Source organism: Aeoliella mucimassa (genome assembly GCF_007748035.1).
Taxonomy (GTDB): domain Bacteria; phylum Planctomycetota; class Planctomycetia; order Pirellulales; family Lacipirellulaceae; genus Aeoliella; species Aeoliella mucimassa.
Map to the genome: position 1 here is coordinate 665,523 of NZ_CP036278.1, position 23,729 is coordinate 689,251.

14 protein-coding genes are annotated in these 23,729 nt (G+C 59.1%); 8 read left to right on the forward strand and 6 right to left on the reverse strand.

Annotated features, from left to right (window positions below):
• Window positions 1-59: 59 nt before the first annotated feature.
• From Pan181_RS02740 to Pan181_RS02770, 7 genes are all read left to right on the forward strand, one after another.
• Window positions 60-2,240: a PhnD/SsuA/transferrin family substrate-binding protein gene (locus Pan181_RS02740; RefSeq protein WP_145245374.1), complete on the forward strand. Its 2,181-nt coding sequence runs from the start codon at window positions 60-62 to the stop codon at window positions 2,238-2,240.
• A 51-nt stretch (window positions 2,241-2,291) separates the two neighbouring features.
• A complete protein-coding gene (locus Pan181_RS02745; RefSeq protein ID WP_145245375.1) occupies window positions 2,292-2,657 on the forward strand; it encodes a hypothetical protein in 366 nt (121 codons plus the stop codon).
• A gap of 38 nt (window positions 2,658-2,695) precedes the next feature.
• Window positions 2,696-3,001 carry an outer membrane protein assembly factor BamE gene (locus Pan181_RS02750; RefSeq protein WP_145245376.1) on the forward strand — a complete coding sequence of 102 codons (306 nt, stop codon included), beginning with the start codon at window positions 2,696-2,698 and terminating at the stop codon, window positions 2,999-3,001.
• A 591-nt stretch (window positions 3,002-3,592) separates the two neighbouring features.
• Window positions 3,593-4,081 carry a PEP-CTERM sorting domain-containing protein gene (locus tag Pan181_RS02755; RefSeq protein WP_145245377.1) on the forward strand — a complete coding sequence of 163 codons (489 nt, stop codon included), beginning with the start codon at window positions 3,593-3,595 and terminating at the stop codon, window positions 4,079-4,081.
• Window positions 4,082-4,490: 409 nt separating this feature from the next.
• The gene (locus Pan181_RS02760) at window positions 4,491-5,051 is read left to right on the forward strand and encodes an ankyrin repeat domain-containing protein (RefSeq protein WP_145245378.1); all 561 of its coding nucleotides are present in this window, start codon (window positions 4,491-4,493) and stop codon (window positions 5,049-5,051) included.
• A gap of 1,610 nt (window positions 5,052-6,661) precedes the next feature.
• Window positions 6,662-7,315 carry an adenylyl-sulfate kinase gene (cysC, locus tag Pan181_RS02765; RefSeq protein WP_145251956.1) on the forward strand — a complete coding sequence of 218 codons (654 nt, stop codon included), beginning with the start codon at window positions 6,662-6,664 and terminating at the stop codon, window positions 7,313-7,315.
• A 516-nt stretch (window positions 7,316-7,831) separates the two neighbouring features.
• Window positions 7,832-8,158 (forward strand): BON domain-containing protein, encoded by a 327-nt coding sequence (locus tag Pan181_RS02770; protein ID WP_145245379.1) that lies wholly within the window; start codon window positions 7,832-7,834, stop codon window positions 8,156-8,158.
• A 72-nt stretch (window positions 8,159-8,230) separates the two neighbouring features.
• Here the strand turns inward: Pan181_RS02770 and Pan181_RS02775 are convergent, their stop codons facing one another.
• The 5 genes from Pan181_RS02775 to Pan181_RS02795 all read right to left on the reverse strand — a co-directional run bounded on the left by Pan181_RS02775 (window position 8,231) and on the right by Pan181_RS02795 (window position 19,666).
• Complete coding sequence (locus tag Pan181_RS02775; protein WP_145245380.1) at window positions 8,231-10,201, reverse strand: DUF4340 domain-containing protein; 1,971 nt, start codon at window positions 10,199-10,201, stop codon at window positions 8,231-8,233.
• Between the two features lie 69 nt (window positions 10,202-10,270).
• On the reverse strand, window positions 10,271-13,051 hold the full coding sequence (locus Pan181_RS02780) for a Gldg family protein (RefSeq protein ID WP_145245381.1): 2,781 nt from the start codon (window positions 13,049-13,051) through the stop codon (window positions 10,271-10,273).
• Window positions 13,052-13,120: 69 nt separating this feature from the next.
• Entirely contained in the window at window positions 13,121-13,867 is a 747-nt protein-coding gene (locus Pan181_RS02785) for an ABC transporter ATP-binding protein (protein ID WP_391483975.1), read from the reverse strand.
• Between the two features lie 224 nt (window positions 13,868-14,091).
• Window positions 14,092-15,726: an L-aspartate oxidase gene (gene nadB / locus Pan181_RS02790; protein ID WP_145251960.1), complete on the reverse strand. Its 1,635-nt coding sequence runs from the start codon at window positions 15,724-15,726 to the stop codon at window positions 14,092-14,094.
• A 112-nt stretch (window positions 15,727-15,838) separates the two neighbouring features.
• Window positions 15,839-19,666, reverse strand: a complete 3,828-nt coding sequence (locus tag Pan181_RS02795) for a hypothetical protein (RefSeq protein ID WP_145245382.1) — start codon at window positions 19,664-19,666, stop codon at window positions 15,839-15,841.
• Window positions 19,667-19,915: 249 nt separating this feature from the next.
• Between Pan181_RS02795 and lpxK the strand changes: the two genes are divergently transcribed.
• A complete protein-coding gene (gene lpxK, locus Pan181_RS02800) occupies window positions 19,916-20,926 on the forward strand; it encodes a tetraacyldisaccharide 4'-kinase (protein WP_197528858.1) in 1,011 nt (336 codons plus the stop codon).
• Here the strand turns inward: lpxK and Pan181_RS02805 are convergent.
• Window positions 20,923-23,622, reverse strand: a complete 2,700-nt coding sequence (locus tag Pan181_RS02805) for a CHASE domain-containing protein (RefSeq protein ID WP_145245384.1) — start codon at window positions 23,620-23,622, stop codon at window positions 20,923-20,925. The two genes, lpxK and Pan181_RS02805, sit on opposite strands and share 4 nt — an antisense overlap.
• Window positions 23,623-23,729 lie beyond the last annotated feature (107 nt).

Below are 23,729 nucleotides of genomic sequence, written 5' to 3' on the forward strand. Positions count from 1 at the left end.
GGGCGTTCACGCTTTCGGGACCGCATCGTGTTCAACTCCAACCATTAAAGGACCCCAACATGCTCAAGCCGCTTACTCTCCTCGCTTGCCTGACGCTGGGACTCGCTCCCTGGGCCTCGGCAGACGAACCAGAGCAAGAGCCACTCAACATGGTGGTGATGGATCCCCTGGCCGCGCCGCTGTCGTGCCCCTGCGTCGAAGGCTACGCCCAGCGTAAGTACGAGAAGCTGGCCGAGTACCTTACCGAAAAGCTCGGCCGCGAAGTGACCGTGTCGTTCGGCGAGTCGATCTCGCGGGCGATGGAAAAGGGCGACATCGAAACCGCCCACATCATCATTGGCAAAGACTCCGTCGTCCGTGGCGATGCTGCCAAGCTCAAGTTCCGCGTGATGCCAGTCGCCCAGCTCACGGGTAAAGATGGCTCGACCACGCAAACCGGGTTGGTCGTCGTCCGTGGCGGCGACGCGGCGCAGAAGATCGAAGATCTCGAAGGCTACCGCATTCTCTACGGCCCGCAGGAGTGCGACGAGAAGTTCGCCGCGCCGCGCGAGCTACTCGCCCAGGCGGGCATCGACGTGGTCGCCGCCGAGCAGGCCGAAACCAGTGCTGCCTGTAGCGATGGGGCTTGCAAGATCATCGAGTGGGGCGACTCCGAGAAAGCCGCCGCGGTGATCTCGAGCTACGCGGCCCCGTTGCTCGAAGGGTGCGGAACCATCCAGAAGGGCGATCTCCGCGTGGTCGGCGAAACCAAGCCGGTGCCGTTTGTCACCGCGTTTGTGCATCGCAAAGTCGCAAAGGAAGACCGCCGCGCAATCCGCCAGGCGCTCGTCAACTCGCTCGACGATCCCGAACTGATGCTCGCGCTCGAAACCTTGCAGGGCTTCGTGCCGGTGACCAAGGAGTATCGAGAGCTTTACAAAACCAAAGCTGCCGAAGCGAAAGCTGCGAAGTCGCAGGAGTCCACGACCGACTCTGCCTCGACCGACTCAGCAACTTCCACCGACGCAGCCCAAACCGAGCAACCAGCTCCAGCCAGTACCACCCTCGGGTGGACTGGTTGGCGCGGCCCGCACCGCGATGCCCACGTGCGAGCCCTGCCAACCAGCCTCCCCGAGTTGCTGCCGAGTGTCTGGCAAGTGCCGCTCGCCCATGCCGGGCTTGGCGGGGTCGCGGCCACCGACAAGTACGTGGTCATCGGCGATCGCAACCTGCCGAACACCGGCGACGAGTTCCGCTGCTACGATGCCGATACCGGGCTGCTGCTCTGGATGGTCGACTACCCGGCCGAAGGCCACCTCGACTACGACAACACCCCGCGGGCGACCCCGCTCATCGTGGCCGGCAAGCCCGGCACGGTCATGGAGTCGCCGCGCGTCTACCTACTCGGGGCGTTCGGCGACCTCACCTGCGCCGACCTCGCGACCGGGCTCATCTACTGGCAAAAGAACATCCGCCAGGAGTTCGGCGCCGACAACGAATTGGTGTGGGGCACCTGCTCGTCGCCGCTGGTGGTCGACGACAAGCTAATCGTTAATCCCGGCGCGCCCGAAGCGTCGATCGTCGCCCTCGACCTCGCGACCGGCCTGCCGATCTGGCAAACGCCCGGCAACACGTCGGGATACGGCTCGCTGATCACCGCCAAACTGGGGGGCCGCCTGCAAATCGTTGGGCACGATCGCACCTCGCTCGGCGGGTGGGACGTCGCAACCGGCGAGCGACTCTGGACCCTGGTGCCGCCGCGGAAAGGCGACTTCAACGTACCGACTCCGATTGCCATCGACGGGCAGCTGCTCGTCACCACCGAAGGCAACGGCACCCGTCTCTACGCGTTCGACGACGCCGGGCGGATCGTCGCCGAGCCGAAAGCGGTGCAACCGCAGCTCGCCCCCGACATGAGCACCCCGGTGGTGGTCGGCCGCCGGGTGTTTTGCGTCTGCCGGCATCTCTATGAACTCGATCTCGACAACGCCCTGGTCGAAGTCGCCCGACTCGAAGACCGCTCGCTCGACGACTACGCACCCATTCTGGCCGACAGCGAGCGCCTGCTAGTGCTCGCCCACGGCGGCGAACTACTGCTGATCGACATCACCGGCCCCGAGCCAACAATCACCAGCCGCACCTATCTGTTCGATGATCCCCAAACCCGCGAGGCCGAACTCTACAGCCACCCCGCGCTCGTCGGCAACCACCTCTACGTCCGCGGCGAGACGACCCTCGCACGCTTCGATCTTGGTGAATGAGCCAACGATAACCAGTAGATGACCTGCGACAATCCGTTCGGCTGATCCATCATGGGCAAGCAACGATCGCTCTATTTCTATGCAGGAGTAGGGAGTGCCCTCTTTGCTCTCTCTGTTAATCCCCTGCGGCAGACAGCTTTCGGGCAGTCTTCAACAGGCCGGGGATTGTTGGGATCCGCCCCAAGTTTCTTCGGGGTGTTGGCTTTGCTGATGTTATTGCTGGCGGTGATCAAGCCGAAATCAGCTTCGATGGTGTGGGTGACCGCCATCGTCGTCACCGCAGGAACCCTGGCGCACGAAGTGCTGCAAAAATGGAACGAGAACACCTTTGACAATGCCGATCTGATCGCCATTGTGTGTAGCTTCCTGGTGTTCTGTGTGCTCCAATGGTGTTACTCGCCGATGAAAGAGTTGTGAACGGAATTTAGGTGGTTACCTCCCCGCTTGGGTGCTCTATGGAAGTAGTTACGGAGCCGATGAAGAAGACCATCCAACTTACGATTGCTGGTGCCTTGCTGCTCGTTCTCGTTTCGGCAACTTATGTGATTCTCGAATTCGACAAGCTTCCTCTCGAACCACGAGTGCTTCAGCAGTTGCAGGTCGGCATGACTAGGCGCGATGTCGAGCAACTTGTCCCCCCTCCAACCCTCCTGCGCGAAAGTGGCAAAGAGTGGGTTTACATCCGGCGGCTCTCATGGCCCATCATCACGCTGCGGTTCTCAGACGACGACCAACTTGCCGAGGTGGTGGTTGATAGGTAGTCCGTTTTCGCGGGGGTGCTGCATCCCAGGGGAGCGCTTTGGCTCGCGGAACCCTTCGCTGGGCGACGATTCTCTTACAGGGAATGGGGAGGCTGGGAATCGATGTAGTGCATTGTCTTGGGTGCCACTGGCTCTGCCAGTGTTTGCATGCGGGAAGGTTTGTTGTGTCACCTGATGCAGTGAGAGAGGGCTGTATTGCTCCGAACAACACGTTTCCGATAGCCAGGTGCCCCCACGGAGTTTCTTCACTGGCGAAGCCAGTGGCACCCGGAGTGGGGTAGGCTTAGGTAAGCGATTTCGCCCACTCATGCCTTTACCCACCCGCTTGCGGGAGGGTCGGGCTCTCAGGCCCGGGGAGGGCCTGGGGCTTTGACGCTGGTTTTGAGTATGGGGAATCCGTGACTCCTCCCACTTTGGGGGGGGGGGTATGTTCCTAGCAGTTTTACGCTAGCAAAATAAGGCGATTGTCAGGGCGATCGCTGCTGACAGGGGACAATCGCACAACTAGAATAGACTTCCACAGCAAACTCGCCCAAAGCTAGAAGTGCTCTGTGGGCGGAGGTCGATTGGGAACAAACAGGGGACCGGGAAATGTCGCACCGCATATCGTATTTCGTGATGCTTGCTTGTCTGGGATCGGTGTTGGCGATGCCTTCGCTCACACAAGCTGACGATGTCATTGGATTTCCCCCTTTCTTCATTCAAGTAAACCCGGAAGTGCCAACTCCGGAGTCGAATACACTGCTCGAGATTTCGACCTTCACGGTGTTTGTACCTGACTACAAAGAGTTCGAGTCCACGCTAGATATCTCCGACAATGACATCAGCGTGGTGTTTACGGTCATTTCGCCCGATACCATTCCCGATGGTTTGGTCGGCTACATGGCTCTGCACGGAGAGTTCGATCTCGGCAAGCTCTCGCCCGGGAAGTATGAGGTGAAGTCAGAGTTTATCGACGGTGATTACTACAAGGTCGACACCGCAAGCTTTACCGTGGTGCCAGAACCGAGTTCGATTGCCTTGGTCGGCACTGCTGCTCTGCTGCTGGTAGCAGTGCGTCGTTCTTATCGACGCGAATGATGATTCACACGCCAGGGTAACGATTCGGCTCGCGGAGCTCGCCGGCGCGCCACCCTTCGCTGGGCGACCTCGCCCACTCATGCTTTCACCCACCCGCTTGCGGGAGGGTCGGGCTATCAGGCCCAGTCTTTCCGCCCCGGGCGGTGCGACCTGCTCGACGCGGCCTAGATCGCGTGACTCCCAAGCTACCTTAAGGCGGCACGAGGCAATGCGGCGCCGAGCCTTGCCGTTGGCGGCTATCCCAAAGGATTCTGTGCAACCTCTGCCGGACGCATCTCCATATGTTTAACTGACGCAGTGATGAGTACACTGGTGGTAGTAAGCTTGGTTGGGTGTCCCCAATTTCTATTAGTTCTAATCGTTCTCACTCGGGTGAACTTCCAGACGACATATACTACGGTCCATAGCTATGAGTAAACTACACAATAAAGCTGAAAAAGGTGACTTAGATGCTGTTAAAGCATTGATTGAGTCAGGGACTGACATTAACTCGAAGGATAGTAATGATCTTACTGCGTTGCACAATGCAGCTTACGCTGGTCGTGTTGAAGTTGTTGAGTATCTGTGCGAACAGGGAGCGGACGTGAATTTGGGGAACGCAAAAGGTTATAACCCTCTGATGGTAGCCGCAAGACAGGGTAGAGATAAGATAGTCAGCAAATTGCTATCGTGTGGTGCACAAATAGACCACGCAGATGATGAGGGATTCACTGCTTTAATATTGGGGGCTGGGTATAGCATGAATCCTAAAGTAGTTGAGAAGCTGATTAATCATGGAGCAAAATTAGACAAAACCACGAACACAGGAAGCTCAGCTCTGCTCAAGGCTACATGGTTCGGACTGGCTGAAAACGTAAGGTTGCTTGTTAAGGCGGGAGCAAATAAGGATATATCGTTCAATGGCAAATCGCCTTTGGATATAGCTAGAGAAAAAAAGTTTGCAGAAATTGAAGAGCTGCTGGCGCAGTGATGCTCGTAGAGCCCAAAGACTGTATGCCGTGTGGTCCAAACACTCAGCCGGCTGGCTCGGAGGATTACTCTCGCGTCTGGGCAGCACTCTTAGCCATTCATTTTTTTGTGTGCCACTGCTGGCTCCTCGCGGACGGCCTTTCCAGATCGCATGGCAGTAGCAACGGCTAGTTTGTGATCCGCCATGTTACCCAATCACCAGCAGTGGATTGGATTCTTGGTAGGAGGCGAAGCCGAGGGACCGTACAGTAATCGACGACATCGATTCAAAGTCGGCCCCCGAATCAGGCCACAAGGGCCTGGGCTACAGTGCGTGGTGTCAACTCGTCCCATTGCGGCACGACACTCCGTGTCGTAATCCCTGGGGAGAGATTCGCCAATCGACAAACGTTCCCTCAGGCAAAGCTTTGCCAAATTCCAACGACTCGGAGAGTCGTGCTACTTTCTTCCCTGAAAGGGAATCGTCTATCAGCCCAGCGTTGGTTTTCGGTGAGTTCCACGAGCCAAAAATCTACGCTGGGTAACGATGCTAGCCACGGATGAGCACGGATCATCACGGATGGAATAGCCTCTTGGGCTTCGCCCACCGACAACCGGGCGTGGTGCGTTCTGCGAAGTGGCCATGCGTGGTGCGCCCAGCTGTCGGTGCTACCCAAAATATCCGCGGGCTCGGCGACTCTCTGCGTGAGAATTCTTGTGGTGGCTCTATAGGTTCCCGTCGCTAGCCGACGCTTTCGGCTGCCACCGTCGGCTTGCCCGACTGTGTGGGGGGATGCTCTGAAGTGTCGGGCGGGGTCGGCTTGGAAGTCGGTGACATCCGGAGACCTTTACTTCTCGATAAGTGACACATCTCCTCTACTTCCCACCTCCCCGGGCCTGATAGCCCGACCCTCCGCCAGCGGAGGGTGAATTTGGTGCTTGGATTCTCACCAGTTTTCGCTAGGAATTGGCCACCTGTGGTGTTCTAATGGACAGGTGATCGTTGGCTATCGGCTTTCAGCTATCGGCTGTTGGCTTTTTCGTGATTGGAGGTGATGGAGATGTGATGCTGGTCCAAATGTCGGACTACTGGCGACGCGCAGGCGAATGGTTGTTTGCGTGGGCGTTCGCTGCTGCGCGGTTGTCAAAGCTGTAGGCTTTAGACTGTAAGCGAGAGGCTAGATCTTTCGGTCGCTGGAAGCTCCCTCAAGATGACATTTCTACATCCAACTCCCAACATCTAACTCCCAACTCAAAATACTTTCCCACCCATGGGAATCTATTTTGGGCAACTATCGCGGAGGTGTTGATGCAACTCATTGCTGGCAAACGACTTGCGATTGATTCCCACTGCGAAAATAGATTCCCACTCGATGCGTTTTTGGGAATGGGAATCTATTCGGGCGCGAAAACCACTGGTTTTATAGCGTCGGCGCGGATTCAATTTTCCCATCGATGGGTAAATTGGGAATCTATTTGCCGAGCGGTGGGAATCTATTGGGGGCGGTGGGAATCTATCCCGCGGCCGGGGGCCGGGACCGCTGGCGGTTGCCTGCGACCGGGGGATTCGCCATCATGATTCGCTTGATGGTTTTCACTTTGCCCATTTTCTTATTGCCTGTGCAGATTGCTATGTCGGATCCTCAAGTCGTTTGGCACCAACACTCGGTTACCCGCCAGCAGCGGGAGTCGCTGAATGGCCATCGTGGTTGCGTGGTGTGGTTCACCGGTCTTTCGGGCTCGGGCAAGAGCACCGTGGCCAATCTGGTGGTCGAGAAGCTGCACGCCGCTGCGGTGCACACTTACCTGCTCGATGGCGACAACGTGCGGCACGGGTTGAACGCGACTCCCAAGATGCTGGCCGAGCGGCACGAAGAGTCGTTCGCCACGCGGTTTGGGCTTGGGTTCGGTGCCGAGGATCGCGAGGAGAACATTCGCCGGGTCGGCGCGGTCGCCCAGTTGTTCTGCGATGCGGGGCTGGTGACCCTCACGGCGTTCGTGAGTCCCTATCGACGCGATCGCGATGCGGTGCGAAGCATGCTGGCCGACGGCGACTTTGTCGAGGTGTTTGTCGACACCCCGCTCGAAGTGTGCGAAGCCCGCGATCCCAAGGGTCTCTACAAGCAAGCCCGGGCGGGAGCGATCAAGAACTTCACCGGCATCGACGATCCGTACGAAGCCCCGAGCGAAGCCGAGTTGGTACTGCCCGGCGGTGATCTGCCGGCCGAGGAGCTGGCCGACAAAGTGGTGGAATATCTTCGTGGTGCTGGCAAGTTGGGCAAGTAACTCGACGTGCGAGCGAATTACCAGCAACCACCTGCTGCTAATGCTGGAGCCAAGTTGACTACGGATGCTAGCATGGTGCATTTGCGCGATGCGAATCTTAGTGAGCGTGTGAATCGCTAAACCTTGTTTCGTGATTCGACAACGCATGGCGCGGTTCGCCGAGGTTTTCACTAATCAGGGGACAACCATCGAAGGTCGCGCGGTGTTAAAGCTTAACGACGACGCGAGGCGCGCAAGAAACTGTCGCTCGACGATAGGCATTGCTTACCAAAAATAGCTGTGATTTATAGACCGATTCATGAAGTCTCCACCGAAATTGGATTGACATATGGTAGGTTGTAGCGCTAGATTACTGATGGTTCTTCGATTCGATGATGAATTGCATGGAGGAGTCGTACTCGCGGCAACCAACGCTCTGAGCATTTCCTGCACCGAGCCGCGAAACGATCGACACTCGTACCATTGGCACCCATCTACGACATGGGATAGTAGGCCGGACACGGAGGCGACGCTGCCATGAACAGACGCTTGCCAGAACAGGGAGCTGGGTCCCAGACGCATCACACTTGTGATCGGGACGCGTTCTACCAGGGAGGTAAAACCATTACACCGCGCGATGTAAAAACCAACGGCACTTGTGACCTTAGCCGGGCTGTACGCGACCGCATCCACCAACAACTCGGGGTGCGTGTGTACGATCTGGAGGTCGAGGTCTCCCCCGAAAGCGTGGTGCTCAGCGGCCGCTGCTCGACGTTCTACACCAAGCAGCTTGCCCAACACGCGGCGCTCGACGTGATCGAGAGTCGTAGTCTTGATAACCGCATCCAGGTGCACGTCGGATAGACGTGCGTCGAGCTTGCGGGGTAAGCCTGCGAGAGCTGGATAGATTGCGGATGCTGCGCGGAGTGTGCGAACCTAGTTCGACGAGGGAGCGTCGGCCGACTCTTCGGCGGGCGACTCGCTATCGGTGGGTTCGGTCGACTCGGACTCCGAGGCGGCCAGTTGCTCGTCGGCTGGAGCAGCTTCGGCTTCGGTCTTGTCGGCTTCGGCAGCTTCGGCTTCTGAAGTTTCGGCTTCCGGAGCAGTTGCATCAGGCGAGCTGCTCGCGTCGGGAGTCGACTCTGGTGCTTCAACGGCCGGCAGCTCGTCGGACTCCTCAGCAGCAGCTGGAGGAGCAGCAGCGCCGCGACCGCCCATGAGCGACTCAAGACCCGGCAAACCGGGGATCATGGTGTTGGGGCTCGCCGGATTGGCCGGAGGAGCCTGCCCGCCGGCTTCGGGCTGAGCGGTGGTAATCACCTGCTCGCGACCGAGATGCACCTTTTTGAAGACGTCGTTCGGAATCACGTAGTACCAGTCGCCGAAGCGGTCGTTGAGTTCCTCGACTTGCTTCTTGCCGGCAGCGATTTTTTCGTTGTATTCGTCCTGAGCCCGCTTGTTGTTCAGGTCGATACGAGCCCGCTCGGCTTCGATCTGCTCAGTGGTCGGCTGGTCGGTGGTCTCCTCCGTGGAGTCGGCAGCGTCGGTTGTTTCGTCGGTTGCTTCCTCGGCGGACTCATCGAAAGTCGATTCGGCGTTTTCGTCGCTGGGCTCTTCGGTCGCCGGCTCCTTGGCTGCTTCGTCGGCAGCAGGGAGCTCGGGGAGGTCTTCGAGCACGGGTGGCTCGATGGCCGACTCGTTGAAGCGAGCCATGACAAACAGGTAGCGGTTCAGCCCGGCGTTGCCTTCGGTGTCGTCGGTGGTCTGCTCGGCTTCGGTCTCGGCAGCGTCTTCGGCGGTTTCGCCTTCGGCCGAGGAGTCGGCCTGGAGTTCGCCGAAGCGAAGCACGTACTCCACGCCGGAGTTGAGGGTGATGACGATTTCGCCTTCGCTGGAGTAGAGGGCGACGCCGCCGTTCTCGCTGAGGGGGTAGAAGCCGCGTTGGGCGAGCGACATTTTGGTTTCGTCGCTGCTCATGAACTCCTCGCCGGCCTTGAGGTCGCCGCTCAGGCCGTCGGGCTTGCGTTCGACATCGACGATCACCAGATCCTCCAGGGCCGACTTGAGCTCGCGAAGCGAGTCGGCGTTGAGCACTTCGTTGTCGGCCAGGCGGAGGGGATCGTAGCTGTTGGTTTCCGTGTTATAAGTTTCGAGCTTCTTCGGCAACCATTGGTTTTGGTCGTCGTCGAATACGAGGTCGAATTTGTTGCGGTAATCCTCGACCACCTGCAACTGCAGGCCACGGTTGGTGAGTACCGGATTTACCTGAACCGAGTAGTCGTTGATGGAGACTTCGGAGATGTCGAACGTGTTGAGTTTAAGCAGGTCTTTCTCGATCCAGTCGGCGAAGTTGGTGGAGAACTTCGACAGGTCGATTTCGGCCGCGTACACGACGTCCTGCCCGGAGCGGCGGACCCAGTGCTGCTGCTCGGAGTCGGTGACTTGCTCGCCGATGATCAGGTCGGCGAGCGACTGGTCGTTCTCGCCTACCAGTTCGACGTGGGTGCCGAATCCGGCGTCGGCGGAGGAATCTTCGGGAGCGACCACTCCGTAGGTAACATGCTGGGCGGAGTCGGCGTCGACCACTTCGAGAATCTCACGCCCGACGACTCCTTCGACTGCCTCGGCTAGCTGACGAGTCGCGTCGGCCGGGTAGCCGCCTTTGGAGGGGATGATCCACCCGCCCGACTTTTCGGCGACCTCGAACGAGTCGAGCTCGCCGGTCTCTTCGTTCATGTGGGTGATGCGGAGCCGCTTGGGGGCGTCGGTGGGGAAGTCCTCCACCAAGGTTTCGCCTAGTCGCTGCTCGACGTCAAACTCCTCGACCGATGGCCGAGTGAAGATGGCCAGAGCCACGGCAGCCAACGCCGCTACGAAGTAACAGGTAGTTTTGTTGAGTTCGGACATGGATGAACGATTCGGAATCGGGGAGGGGGGATGTATGGTGAAACGATGGTCGGCGTGCGAGCCAGGGGGTTACTCTTCGCGTTGGTTGTAGCGAAGGCGGGTTTTCGAAACGCCTTCACGCTCACCACCGCGGCGGTGGAAGTACACGAGCACGCCGAGCAGGATCGGCAGAATCGGAGGCAAAATCCAGGCATACGTCTTGTAACGGTCTTGCACGCCGCGAACTTCGCGGTCGAGTTGTCGCTGGGTTTGCAGTTGGGTGCGCTGGAAATCTTTCCGCAACTGGCTGATCTGACGCTCGAGTTTGCGATTCTCGGTCACCTCGACACGGCGGATCATCACTTCCATCTCTTGAGGCGACAGATCGTTGCGTTGGCGAATCGCGTCGAGCTTGCCCTGGAACTTCTGTTGGGCTTGCTCAATCGCTTCCTCCATCTCGGTTTGGGCTTCGTCGATGGTCTCTCGCGATTCTTTGCGAGCTTCGTAGGTCGCTTTCTCGATCAGGGTGAGCACCCGGTGCGAGCGCGATCGCTTGCGGATGTCGAGGAAGCGATCGTCGCCGGCCAGGTAGTCGAGCACGTTCAGTACGAACGAAACGTTCTGGAACTTCATGTCTGGAAGGTTCGTGATGTTCTGTTCGCCCTGCGAGCGGATGCGGAAGAACTCGTCGAACAGCCAGTCGATGTCGGTAATGACCACTGCTTTGATCGGGGTCTTCTCGATCGGCTTGCCGGTTTCATCGAGCTTGGGAGTCTCTTCCTCGTCCTCTTCGGCCGCCGCTTGTTCGGCAAGGTCGCCCATCAGGTCGTCGGTGTCTTCGTATTCGCCTTCGATCAAGGCTCCGACCGTGAACGACTCCTTCGAGAGCTTCTGCTGGTTGACCATATCGACGATGTTGTTCATCCGGCCGACGACCGAGAACGGCACTTCGGCGGTCAGGTTGCCAGTGACCAGCAGCGGAGAGTAGGTGAGCTTGGTGGTTTCGTCCTTGCGAAGATGCCCCGGAGCAATTGTTAGTAATTGCTTGAAGCCCGAGGAGATCGGCTGATTCAGGTTGAACGGCTGTGGAGTGCCATACGCCTCGAGGCCTTCGTCGATGAACACGAAGAACTCGGGGAAGGGGTATTGCGGGTAAGGGTTGTATTTCTGCAGTACGACCTGTTCGGGATCGATCTCCAGACCAAGCAGGCTATACAGCTTTTGGATATCGCCTTTCGGCAAGGTTTGGCCGCCACCGAACATAGCCATGGGGCCGCCCATCGTGCGATCTTCGCTGGTGCCGGGCACGTCCCAGGCCCATGGCATCGGCATCGGGTCTTCGAACACCGCGACCGGCATACCACCCTTCACCGCGTCGACCAGGTTGTCCATTGCTTGCGGGCTCATGGCCGATGGTTGCACGGCCAGCAGCACGTCGTAATCGCCGACGATGGGTTCTTCGGGATCGACTTCCACCACTTCGTATTGCTTGCGAAGCTCGGTGATCAGCTGGCTTTCTTCGGTAGCGCCTTGCATGCTGAAACTGCTGAAGAGCTGTACGTCGGTCTTGACCACGCCGACCCGTTTGCGGGTGTCCTGGGCCACGGTGAGGATCGAGCGGACCAGCTCGTACTCCACGGGAATACCCTTGTCGATAAACGGCACCACCACCTTGTCGAGCTTATGCCGCACGGCGACGCCCATGAAGATTTCCTCTTGCGAGTTCACTCCGCGGGTGCTGGTAATGACTGGTTGCGGAACGATGTTGAACCGTGTTTCGGCCGTGGCCGCTTGTTCGCTGAAGTTTTCGATCTGGTAGACGCTCACGTGGATCTTGCCGCCGCTCATCGACTGCAGTTCTTGCAGCGTGCCGAGCAAGTTCAGCTTATGGGCAGCGTACTCGCTTGGCACTGTGGGGCTCACGTAGGCATCCACCAAAATGGTGTCGACCTCGTCGTTATTGCGCAGCTCGTCGAGCAGCGTGATGGTCGACTCGGAGAGCGAGTTGATTCGCTCGGTGGTGATGTCGGCACGCAGCGAGTTGTAGTTGGAGATGAACACGTTCAGGCCGCCGAAGATCACGACCAGTGCGATCGCCCGGCCGAAATAGTGAGCCCAGCGAGAGTCGCCATCGTCGCCGGTGCCCCAGTGACGCTTGCCGATCAGCACCATGCAGACGTAGAGCATCACTACCATCAGGCTCAGGAAGTACGAGACCCCCGAAAGGCTGATGACACCGCGCTCGAAGTCGGCCAATTGGGCGTCGGCACTCCAGCGGCTGATCATCTGGGCGTACTTGGGATCTTTGACAAACCAGTCGGCAATGCTGAATGCCGCCAGCGGGGCATTCAGCAGCATGCCAAACACGAAGCCGACGGTTAGGTTCTTGGTAAGGAACGAAGCCACCATGCCGATGGAGAGCATCGCCAGGCCGAGGAACCAGTAGCCGAGGTAGGTGCACAAAAACAGGCCCATGTCGGGCGAGCCGAGGCCCCAGCTAAACACGATCCAGATGGAGAACATCGAGAACAGCAGCGACACGGTGAAAATTGCCGCGCACGACAGGTACTTGCCGATCACCACGTCGAAGTCGGACGCGGGAATCGTGAGCAGCAACTCGTCGGTGCCTTGGCGACGTTCTTCGCTCCACGAACTCATGGTAATCGCTGGAATGAACACCAGCAGAATCCAAGGCATCCAGGTGCTGAGCTGATCGAGGTTCGCCAGATTGTTGTTGAAGAACGCAGGCGGCACGAACGTGGCCATCGAGCTAAGGATGACGAACACACAGATAAACACGTATCCGGTGGGATTCGAGAAATAGCTGATGAAGTCGCGCTTAAAAATCGCCGAGGTGACGGTGGGATTCATGGGAGCTCAAAAATCCGTAGGAGGAAGATGCGATTGCGGGGGGAACACCTAACAGCCAAGCGTGATTGGCTAAACAGCGCCGGTTAGCTCGTGGAACTTGTTGTCTAGTTCCGCGGGGTTCGAGCCAAGCTCGTTAGGGTGGCCATCGAACACGACACGACCTTCATTAATGAAGACCACGCGGTTACACATGGCTTCGACTTCCTGAAGAATGTGAGTCGACAGCAAAATGGTTTTGGTCTCGCCGAGTTTGCGAATCAGGTTTCGCACGTCGCGAATTTGGTTGGGATCGAGGCCCGAGGTCGGTTCGTCCATGATCAGCACGTCGGGCTCGTGTAGCAGCACCTGGGCCATGCCGACCCGCTGGCGGTAACCTTTCGAGAGTTTGCCGATCGGCTTGCCGAGCACCTGCTGTAGATTGCACAGCTCGATCACTTCTTCCATCCGGCGGCGGATTTGGCTGCCGGTCATGCCGCGGGCTTGGCCGAAGAACTTCAGCAGCGACCGTGGGGTCATGTCGGGATAGAGCGGGCCGTTTTCGGGCAGGTAGCCGAGTACCTTCGACGCTTCGAGTCGCTCGGTTTGGGTATCGAAACCTGCGATGCGTGCTTTGCCGGTTGATGGGGAGAGGTACCCGGTCAGCAGCTTCATCGTGGTGCTTTTGCCGGCGCCGTTGGGTCCCAGGAAGGCGGCAACTTCGCCCTTCTTAATCTGGAAGCTCACGTTCTGAGCCGCGGCAAACAGGCCGTAGTATTTGGAGAGGCGAACCGCCTCGATCATTACATCGTTTGCATCTGTCGACGAGGTATCTTGCATCGTCATTCGCTCCGCTGTGAGGCCGAGTCCTAGGAGGGGGCACGAGAGTCCGTAGGTGGGAAGGCGCGGCAATCACCAAGGCACGGGAGCCAACGCGCCGGCCGCCCGAAACCCCGCTGGTTGAACCCAACAGGGTAACCCGCAGTCGGGGCGGATGTCTATCCCACGCAATAATTTAGGCTACGATCGCCGGGTTTTGGAGGTTCGCCTAATTTTTTTGTGGACTAGCCGACATCGGCGAATTCCGGTTCCGATCCCTTACGCTGCAAAATATGGCGACGCCAGTTTTCGTCGTCGCTGGTCGGAAAATCCGCCCGCAGGTGCACCCCCCGCGATTCGGTACGCAGCCGAGCCGAGTTGATCATCACGCGGGCAACCGTGAGCAGGTTTTGCAGCTCCCAGCCGGCCGGATCGGTGAATTGCCGCCCGAGCGCGTAGCGAATCCAGGCGTCGATATTCGTACTGGCGTCGGCCAGCACCTTTTCGTCACGCCAAACGCCAGCGTCGCGCCACATGAGGCTCTTGAGCGAGTTGCGAATGTCGTCGGTGTCGAGACGGGCAGCAGGGCGGGGGACTTCGGCATTTTCCAGCGGAATGGCCTGGAACATGTCGGGCTCGTCGAGCGCGGCATCGCTCATCGCCCGTCCGGCGTGAGCCCCGTACACGAGTCCCTCGAGCAGGCTGTTCGATGCCAGGCGGTTCGCGCCGTGTAGTCCGCTGGAGGTCACCTCGCCGGCGGCCCAGAGTCGCGGAATCGACGTGCGCCCGTCGGAGTCGACCCGTACTCCACCCAGCATGTAGTGGGCACCAGGGCGAACCGGAATGGAGTCCTTGGCAATGTCGATGCCAAAACTTGCACATGCCTTGGCGATGCCGGGGAACCGATTGTGCACGTGCTCGGGATCGAGATGGCTGAGCTTCAGGTAGACACAAGGCTGGTTGGTCTTGGCCATCTGCTCGACAATCGAACGGCTTACGATGTCGCGCGGGGCCAGCTCGGCCCGCTCGTCGTAGTCGGGCATGAAGCGGTAGCCCGAAGCATCTACCAACTGCGCTCCTTCGCCGCGCAAGGCTTCGGAGATGAGCATGCGGCTCGACCCGGCGATATACAGCACCGTGGGGTGGAACTGCATGAACTCCATGTCGCCGAGCACCGCGCCGGCGCGGAAGCACATCGCGTGGCCGTCGCCGGTGGCGATGGGAGGATTCGTTGATTCGCGATACACCTGCCCCACGCCGCCGGTGCAGACGATGGTTTGCTTGGCCCACACAAAGGTTTTGCCATGGTGAGCGTTCCAGACCAGCGCCCCGCGGCAAACTCCGCCGGTGGTCAGCAGGTCGATGGTAAACGTGTTCGGCCAGACCTGAGCCTGGAGCACTTCGCGAACCTGGTGGATCATCGCCCGGATGATTTCGGCTCCGGTCGAGTCGCCCATCGCGTGGACGATGCGGTGATGGCTATGCCCACCCTCGCGGCCGAGCATCAACTCGCCTTTGGAGTCGAGGTCGAACTTGGTGCCCCATTCGATGAGCTTGCGAATCTCGTGGGGAGCTTCGCGAACTACCATTTCGACCACCTGCGGATCGCACAGGTTGGCCCCTGCGGTCAGGGTGTCGGCCACGTGGTTCTCGAAGTTGTCGGTCGAGTCGATCACGCCGGCAATGCCACCTTGGGCGTAGGTGCTGTTCGACTCGCGCATCAGATCTTTAGTCACCACCAGTGTGGAGAGCCGAGGATCGATCTCCATCGCGGCCCGCAGACCTGCGATGCCACCTCCAATGATTAGCACGTCCGCAAAGTGGTGCGGAATGCGTTTGGGCTGGAACGGGACCAAGTAACGAGGCGGCGAGAAGTGCATGCCTTGATTATGGGGAGGGCGAGCACCGAGTGACAAGTGGCGAACTGCCCAGCGTTCGGCGGTACGACGCACCGCGACACTCGTGCAGCCGATTGCACCATGAGCCAAACGGTTATTTCTCGCGCGAAATGCCCTCGGTGTAGGCTTTTTGCCATTCGCGATACTTGAGCGGCACCTTGCTCTGGTACCCTTCGCTCAGATTGCGGAAGTCGTCGGTGGTCTTTTTGATTTTGCCACCCTTGGTGCCGAGCGAGCCACCCAGGCTGCGGAGTCGCGCGTCGAGTTCCTGCTGAGCATCGCCGCCGTCGGGGCGTTCGGCCTCTTTGCGAAGCCGGTTCCAGCGATCGACAAACTTACGCAGGTCCGACTCGCTCCAGCCGAGGTCGTCGAGCATGTCCTGATCGACTTTGCCCTTATCCAGTTGATCCGAAAGCTTGTCGAGCACCAGGTCGGTTTGCTTGCGGGCGTACTCCAGGTTGGCTTCGTCGGCTTCGGCTGCTTGAGCGTTGCTCGGGCTGCTGTTGCCGAACTCTTCGCCGGCGTTGCCACCTTGCGCGCCGGAGGTCGACGGGGCGTTGCCAGGCTGGTTGCTTGCTGGGTTCTGCGGATCGCCTTCGGCGTTCTGCTGTTGGTCGGAGGGCTGCCCCGCGTTGTTGTTGCGGCTGGCGTTCTCGGCATTCGCGTCGTTCGGCTTCGACTCGCTGGCTGCCGACTCGCTGCCTTGGGCGTTGTCGGAGTTGGCTCCGCCGGAGGATTGCGGTTGCTGACCCTCGGGCTGCTGACCGTTGGGGTCGTTGTTGCTGGAGGCTTGCTCGTTGCCTTGGCCTTGGCGGCTGGTCGAGCCGTTGCCGCGCTCGTCGCCCGACTCGCCAGTTTGGCCATCGGCGGTTTCGCTATCTCCGCCTCGCTTGCCAGTTTCGCCGGGACCACGGTCGCCCGATTGTCCCGCACCTTCGTCGGCGGCCTGGTTTTGCCCGGCGCTGCCGGTGCCCTCGTGGGGTGACTCTTGGCCGCCACCTTTTTCGCCGCCGCCGGCGCGATCGCCACCTTCTTCGCCGCGGGAATCGCTTTCGTGCTTGCTATGCCCGGGCGTGCCGGCTTCCGACTCGTCGGTGTTTTGATCCTCGCTCGAGTCTGGACGCTTGCCGCGTTGTTGCATCTCGCGCTGGGAGTCGGGGGAGCCATCGGGCTGGCTGTCGCTACCGCCGCCGGCTTCGCCCGAAGCGTTCCGCTCCTCGCCGCCGTCGGACATGCTCTCGGCGTCGGGCTCTTTGCCCGATGCCTGGCCACCCTCGGCCTCGGGGGTGTCGGCCTTGGAGTCGGCGCCGGTCCCTTCGGCCTGCTGGTCGTTCTTGGTGCCTTGCTGGCCTTCGCTCTCTCCGTTGGAGTTGGCATCCTGCGATTCGGACTCGCCGGTTGACTGCTGTGAGTCGCCCGACGACGATTGTTCAGGCTTTTGTTGGTTGGTCGTTCGCTCGCTGCTGTTGTTTTGGGGGTTACCGCTCTCCGAATCGATTTCGCTCGGAGCGTTGGGGTCGGCGTCGCCTTCGCGTTGGCCGCGGGTTGCGTTCTGGCGTTCGTTTTCGGTCAGGCTGCGGCTGATTTTCTCGAACGCTTCGGCGTCGTTGCTGCCATCGCTGGCGGTCGGTTTCGATTCGCCACCTTCGCCGGTGTTGCCGGGTTGGGCCTGACTACGATTGCCTTGGCCCGCGTTGTAGTCGGAGTTCTCGCCCGCTTGCCCGTCGGCTTGATTGCCACCGGTGGCGGAGGAGTCGCCCTCGTTGCCCGCTTCGCTCCCTTGGCCGGTCGCTCCGTTTTCGCCGCTGGCGGAGTCGTTTTGCTGCTGACCGTTGTTGCCTTGCTCGTTTTCGTTGCCTTGCATTCCATTGCTGGAGTCTTGCTGGCCGCCTTGGGGGTCGTTCTGGTCCGACTTGCCGGCTTCGCCATTTTGGTTGCCCGACTCGCCGTTTTGCTGTTCGCCGTTTTGCTCACCATTCTGCTGATCGGCGTTGCCCGGTTGGTTCTCGGCACCTTGGTTGTCGGCCCCCTGTTGGTTGTTAGCCCCCTGTTGGTTGTTTGCAGAGTCGCCGGAGTTACCCGCTTCGCCTGCTTCGCCCTGGTTGCTGTTCTCGCCGTTCTGGCCGGACTCTCCGTTTTGGCCAGACTCGCCGTTCTGACCGTTTTCGCCATTCTCGCCAGGCTGCGAGTCGTCGTTCGGCTGACCTTCGCCCGCTTGCCCGGCGTCGGGTTGTCCTTCGCCACGCTGGCCGTCGCCATTTTGATTGTTGTCGTTCGGCTGATTGTTGTCCTGAGGATCGCCGACCACGTAGAACAGCTTCCGCTCGCTCGTCGTACGATTCGCTTGCGGCGTTCGCACGTCGGTGGCTTCGGCCCAGTACTCCACGATGTCGCCGGGCTGCAGCTTTAGCTCGGCGGGGCTGAACTCCCATTTGGCGGCCAAACGCCCTTCGTGCCGCGCGTTGAGCAGCGACTCGACGTGCACCTGGCTGCCATTCTGCTGCTTCGTGAACTGAAGCGTTACGGTTTTGAGTGCGAAATCGGGATCGTGGGCCTCGACGGCAATTGATACCACTTCGTTCATCTGCACTTCTTGCGCGCGAGCTTCGGGCTCGACGATCGCGACTTCCGGGGCGTAGTCGGGCAACACCTCGAGCGTGTGCTGCGGCGGATCGCTGTTGGTCAGGCCTTCGGTGCTGGTGTACCGCAGCATGTAGCTAGTGGTGCGAATCGACTGGCGGTCGCCCTCGAGCGAGAGATTGATGCCACCGCGGGCGGTGTCGCCTTCGATCACCATGCGAAGGTCGGGCTTGCCGTCGGACGACAGGTCGATGTCGGCCGATTTAATCGGCGTGTTCGCCTGGGCGTGCACGGTGACTTTGGTGCCTTCGATTGCGCGGATGTCGCCGCGGTGTTCGATCTCGCGATCGACGTAGCCAGTGTAGTCGGGGAAGTCGTAGTAGACGCTTGCCACGCGAATCGTGGGAGCGGTGAGCACGTGAATGGGATAGTCGATGCTCCGTCCATCGCCAGCCAGCACTCGATAGTTCATATCTTGATCGATGCCTGCCAGCCCGGTGGTTCCGCTCTTGCCAGGCAAGAGAGCCTGGTAGTGACCCGCGTCGTCGACCAGTTGCATCGCAATGCGCTGATCGAGCAGGTGACCATCGGCGGTGTCGAACGACAGCTCGACCAACTCACCTTCGCGTAGCCCGCTGACGTGAGCATGCACTTCGAGTGTATTGCCTTGCACCACTTCGGCCGCACCGGGATCGACATGATCGATCCGCACCCGGCTCGGCGCGGCAATGTTGGCCCATGGCATCAGCACTCGCGCGGCAGTGGTCCACGAACTCTTCGGCGACAGCACCGAGTAGCCTGCGAACAGCACGACGATTCCCAGCAGCACGTACCCTAGCTTCACTAGCACTGAGCGGTCGACCGACCCTTCGATCGGCGTTTGCGACAATCGCTGTGCGGCTTGCTCTTCCAAAGTGCCATACACGGCCGACGGCATTTGTTTCTTCATGCCACGGAACAGCAGGAAGTTGACCAAACTGTTCTTGAGTGTGGGATGTTCCCGCTCGATCGCGTGCGCCGCGTAGGTGGGATTGATCGGCTGCACGAGCAATGGCCATACATGGCGAACCAGGTAGTAGCCGCCGCTGCCCAGCAGCGCGGTAAACAGTAGCAGTCGCCCGAACAGCCCCAGGCCTTCAGCGGTGAGCCAATGTTCGATCACCGCTGAGGTTAGCAGCATCGCGAGCAGCCCGATGGTCAGCACCAGCAGCGACTGCACCAGATCGATCCGTTTGACGGTTCGCCGGGTCCGCTCCACCTGCTGATCGATGTACTTGTCGTACTCAATGTAGTCGACCTTGGACTTCGGGCGGGGGGTCGCGGGAGTTTGCAGGGTAGACATACTGGAAGATAAGCGTGGGTTTAGGCGGTTCGACAGCTGACCGTCGGCACCGGGGGCTCGCTGGGCGGCGATAGCCCTCGGGTGCGTTACTTCTTATTATACGATTCTTCGGCCCGGCGGCTCGTAATTCCGCAGTGGGGCCGTTTTCTGCCTATTTTGACAAAATTTGCCCCTTTGCTACCGCTTCTGATGCAGCCTACTGATTTTTACGAACTTGTGAGCGGACGCCGTAGGGGGGTATGGCCGGCGATGTTACGCACCGGGCTGCGAATCGGCGAGTTCGCCTACACGCAGGGGGTCGCCTACCGAAATCGCCAGTTCGACCGCGGCGGCGACGCGGTGCAGTCGGTCGATGCCCCGGTGATCAGCGTCGGCAACCTCACGCTCGGCGGCACCGGCAAGACTCCCATGGTCAAGTGGATCGCTCGCCGGCTCCGCGAGCAGTCCTGGCGGGTCGCCATCCTCAGTCGCGGCTACGGAGCGGTCGAAGGAGCGAAAAACGACGAAGCACTGGAGCTCGAACAGTCGCTGCCCGACGTGCCGCACTTGCAGTCGCCCGATCGGGTGGCGATCGCCCGCACCGCCATCGAGGAACTGGAGAGCCAGGTGCTGCTGCTCGACGATGGCTTTCAGCACCGCCGATTGGCTCGCGACTTGGACATCGTGCTGCTCGATGCAACACAGCCATTTGGCTTCGACCACGTCTTTCCGCGGGGCATGCTGCGGGAGCCAGTGCAAGGGCTCGCCCGGGCGGACGTGGTTTGCCTGAGCCGGGCGAATCTCATCGGCCCCGACGAGCGGGAAGCCATTCGAGCTCGAGCAGCGAAGCTGGCACCCGGGGCGAGTTGGTGTGAGGTGTCGCATGCTCCCGCGATGTTGCTCAATTCGCTCAGCGAGGAGCAGCCACTAGACACTTTGCGCGACGCGCGGGTATTCGGCTTCTGCGGCATCGGCAATCCGGCCGCGTTTCGCCAAACGTTGGAATCCGCGGGGGCGAACGTCGTGGGGTGGGCCGAACTACCAGACCATCATGCTTACACCAGCGACGACGTCGCTCGACTAATTAGTGAGATAGAAAAGTCGGGCGCCGAACTGGCCATCTGCACGCAGAAAGACCTGGTGAAGCTGCGAGTGCCAGAACTGCAAGTAATTCCGCTGTGGGCCGTGGTGGTCGAAATCGAGTTTCTCGCCGGCGAAGCTGAGATGCTTGGTCATCTTACTTCGCTGCAAGTGACCGAGTCGCCCGATTTGGACGATTAGATGCTCGATCCGTGGTGGATCGGCTCGACGTACTCGAGTTCGTCAAACTCAAAGTCGGTCGAATCTTCATTGGGCAGCCAAATCGTGATCGCGGTCCCTTTGCCCAGTTCGCTTTCGATCTCAATGCGGCCCTTGTGTTTCTTGACGACTACGTCGTAGCTGATGGCCAAGCCTTGCCCGGTGCCTTTGCCCACTTCCTTGGTCGTGAAGAACGGGTCGAACGCCCGCTGCTGCACTTCGGGGCTCATCCCACACCCGGTGTCGCGAACACGAATCTTAATGCCATCGGATTCTTGCCAGCTGGCCACTTCGATGTGTCCGAGTTCGTGAGAGTGTTCGGCTTCCATCCGATCGGCAATCGCATCGGTCGCATTCACCAGCAGGTTGAGGAACACCTGATTCATTTGGCTTGAGAGCAGCGGCAAGCAAGGTAGTGACTCGTCGAGGTTCAAATCGAGAGTTGCATGGTACTTCCAGCGGTTTTTCGATACCGTGACCGCGTTGCGAATCATGTCGTTCACGTCCATGCTCATCCGTTCGGCGGAGCCCGGATGCGACATCGACTTCATGGCTCGCACCACCTCGACTACTCGCGAAGCGGCTTCGGCCGACTCCACGATGGCTTCCAGAGTGTTCTGTCGCAGTTTCTGGTAGTTATACTTCTGCTCGAGTTCTTGCAGTCTGGACTCTCGATCGTGGTCGCTCATGTCGTGAGACTGCAGTGCTTCGCGGTAGGCATCGGTCACGCTGAACAGATTGGTACAAATCTCGCTCAAATACTCCACGTTGGTCACGACGCACTGCATCGGTGTATTAATTTCGTGTGAGATGCCTGCGGCGAGTTGCCCGATCGATTCGAGCTTCTGAGCTTGCGCCAGTTGTTGCTCGAGTTTCATGCGTTCGCTTAGGTCGGTCACAAAAGCGACAAACACCTTGCGATCTTCAAACGTAGCGCAGTGCACCTTGATGTGTACCGAATAATCCGAGCCGTCTTTGCGTCGATGCCGACCAGTGAAGCTCTTTTCGAACACGTCGCCATCGACGACCGACTCCATTCCTTGAGTAAAGTGCTCCTGGGAAAAGTCCGGATTGACGTCCGAAGGAGTCATGGTGAGCAGTTCTTCGCGGCTGTATCCGACTGCTTCGCAGGCCCCATCGTTTACTTCGACGAATCGCAAGGTTTTCGGATCGACAATATAGATCTCTTGTGGCGCTTCCTTGATCAGTTGCCCAAAAGCGGTTGCTTTGCGTTCGGCTTGAATGCGGGAGGTAATATCGCTTTCGATCGCGATAAAACCGGTGACTTCGTTGTCGTCGTTGGTGAGGGGTTGAACTTCGAGGTCAATCCAGTACTCACGGCCAAACTTATTGCGATTTAGAATCTCGCCATGGTAGCCGAGTCCCTTGGTGACCGCTTCGCGGAGCTCAGCAATCGTCTGAGGATCGGTTTTTTCGCACTGCAACAAACGCCCTGGAACTTCTCCTTGGACTTCTTCGAACGTGAACCCGGTAATGCGAGTAAAGCCTTCGTTGACCCACACGATTTGCCGATTTGCATCGGTGATGATGACCCCATTGGTCGTGCGTTCAGCAACCATGGCCAGCCGCCGAATCTCTTCGGTCATGTGGTTCGCTAAACGTTCCGCGTTGGCAATCTCTCGCTGATGTGTAAGCAGGGTGTAGCTCAGTAGCAGTGTGACAAAGGTGCCGCCGAGGCCGAGTACCCAGGCCAGAGTGGTGCTGGCATAGGCAAACTTCGTAGTTGGAGTGATGTTGGCCGACCAGTCCTGGTCCCCTAGTCGAAGATGAACCAGATGATTGAGACCGAGCGTGTTCTTAGCTTGCTGGTTAGTAGCGGTTTCAAAGATTAGTTCGGCTTGTTTGCTGGTTCCATTATAGAGCTGGATATCCAGCTCTTGATCTGTCACCTTGGTAAGCTGGCTGAATACACGCTCTGAAACCAACGGCATGAACACCCAGCCTTCGGTGCTGGCAACGCGATCTTCCGGTGTATGAGGACGCACTCCCGATTTCCAATAAGGCAGCATGATTAGAAAACCACGCTGCATGGCTGCATCGACTTCCTCGGTAGGCTCTAAGTAAAGATGGATCGGCCCCGTGAGGGTTGCCTGATTGTTCATCATCGATTGCTCGGCTGCCCTTCGACGTGCCGGATGCGATCCGATGTCCAGACCAATAGCATGCAAGTGCTTTGTCTCTGGAAAAACGTAGTCGACAACCATCAGGTCGTCGGTTAGCGCTGATTCCAGAGGTGAAGCATCAGGAAAAGGCACGATGTCGAAATTGACCATGCCATCCTGATGTTTCTTGTTGATAAACGCCTGGATCTGGTCCGGTGAGTTGGGGACTCGGGCGATACAACCAATGCCGATGGAACCCGGGAATTCTGCTTCGAGATTGACGAATTTGCAGACCTGCCGAAACTCGTCTCGAGTCACCGATTCACTACCACCAAACAGCAGCTGTAAGCTTTGCAGCCCATGCCCGTAGTGTGCGATCCGCTCTTGGATATGCGTACAGGCCTGATTCGAGAGCCGATCGAAGCGAGAGTGATTCTTCCGCTTTATATTGTCGAGTTCGTGCCATACACCGAACACCGTTGCGGTGATCCCTCCCAGCAGGACGAGCAGCGCAGGAAGGCTGCGGATCCATGATCTCGGAAATTGCCACATCATGCGCCGGCTCCTTGGCAAGCGAATACTTGCATTAGAAGTCGGTGGTAGGGGAGTAACTTACCGGCGTTACTATTCCCGCAGCTATCATGACACTCTGTAACATTTCC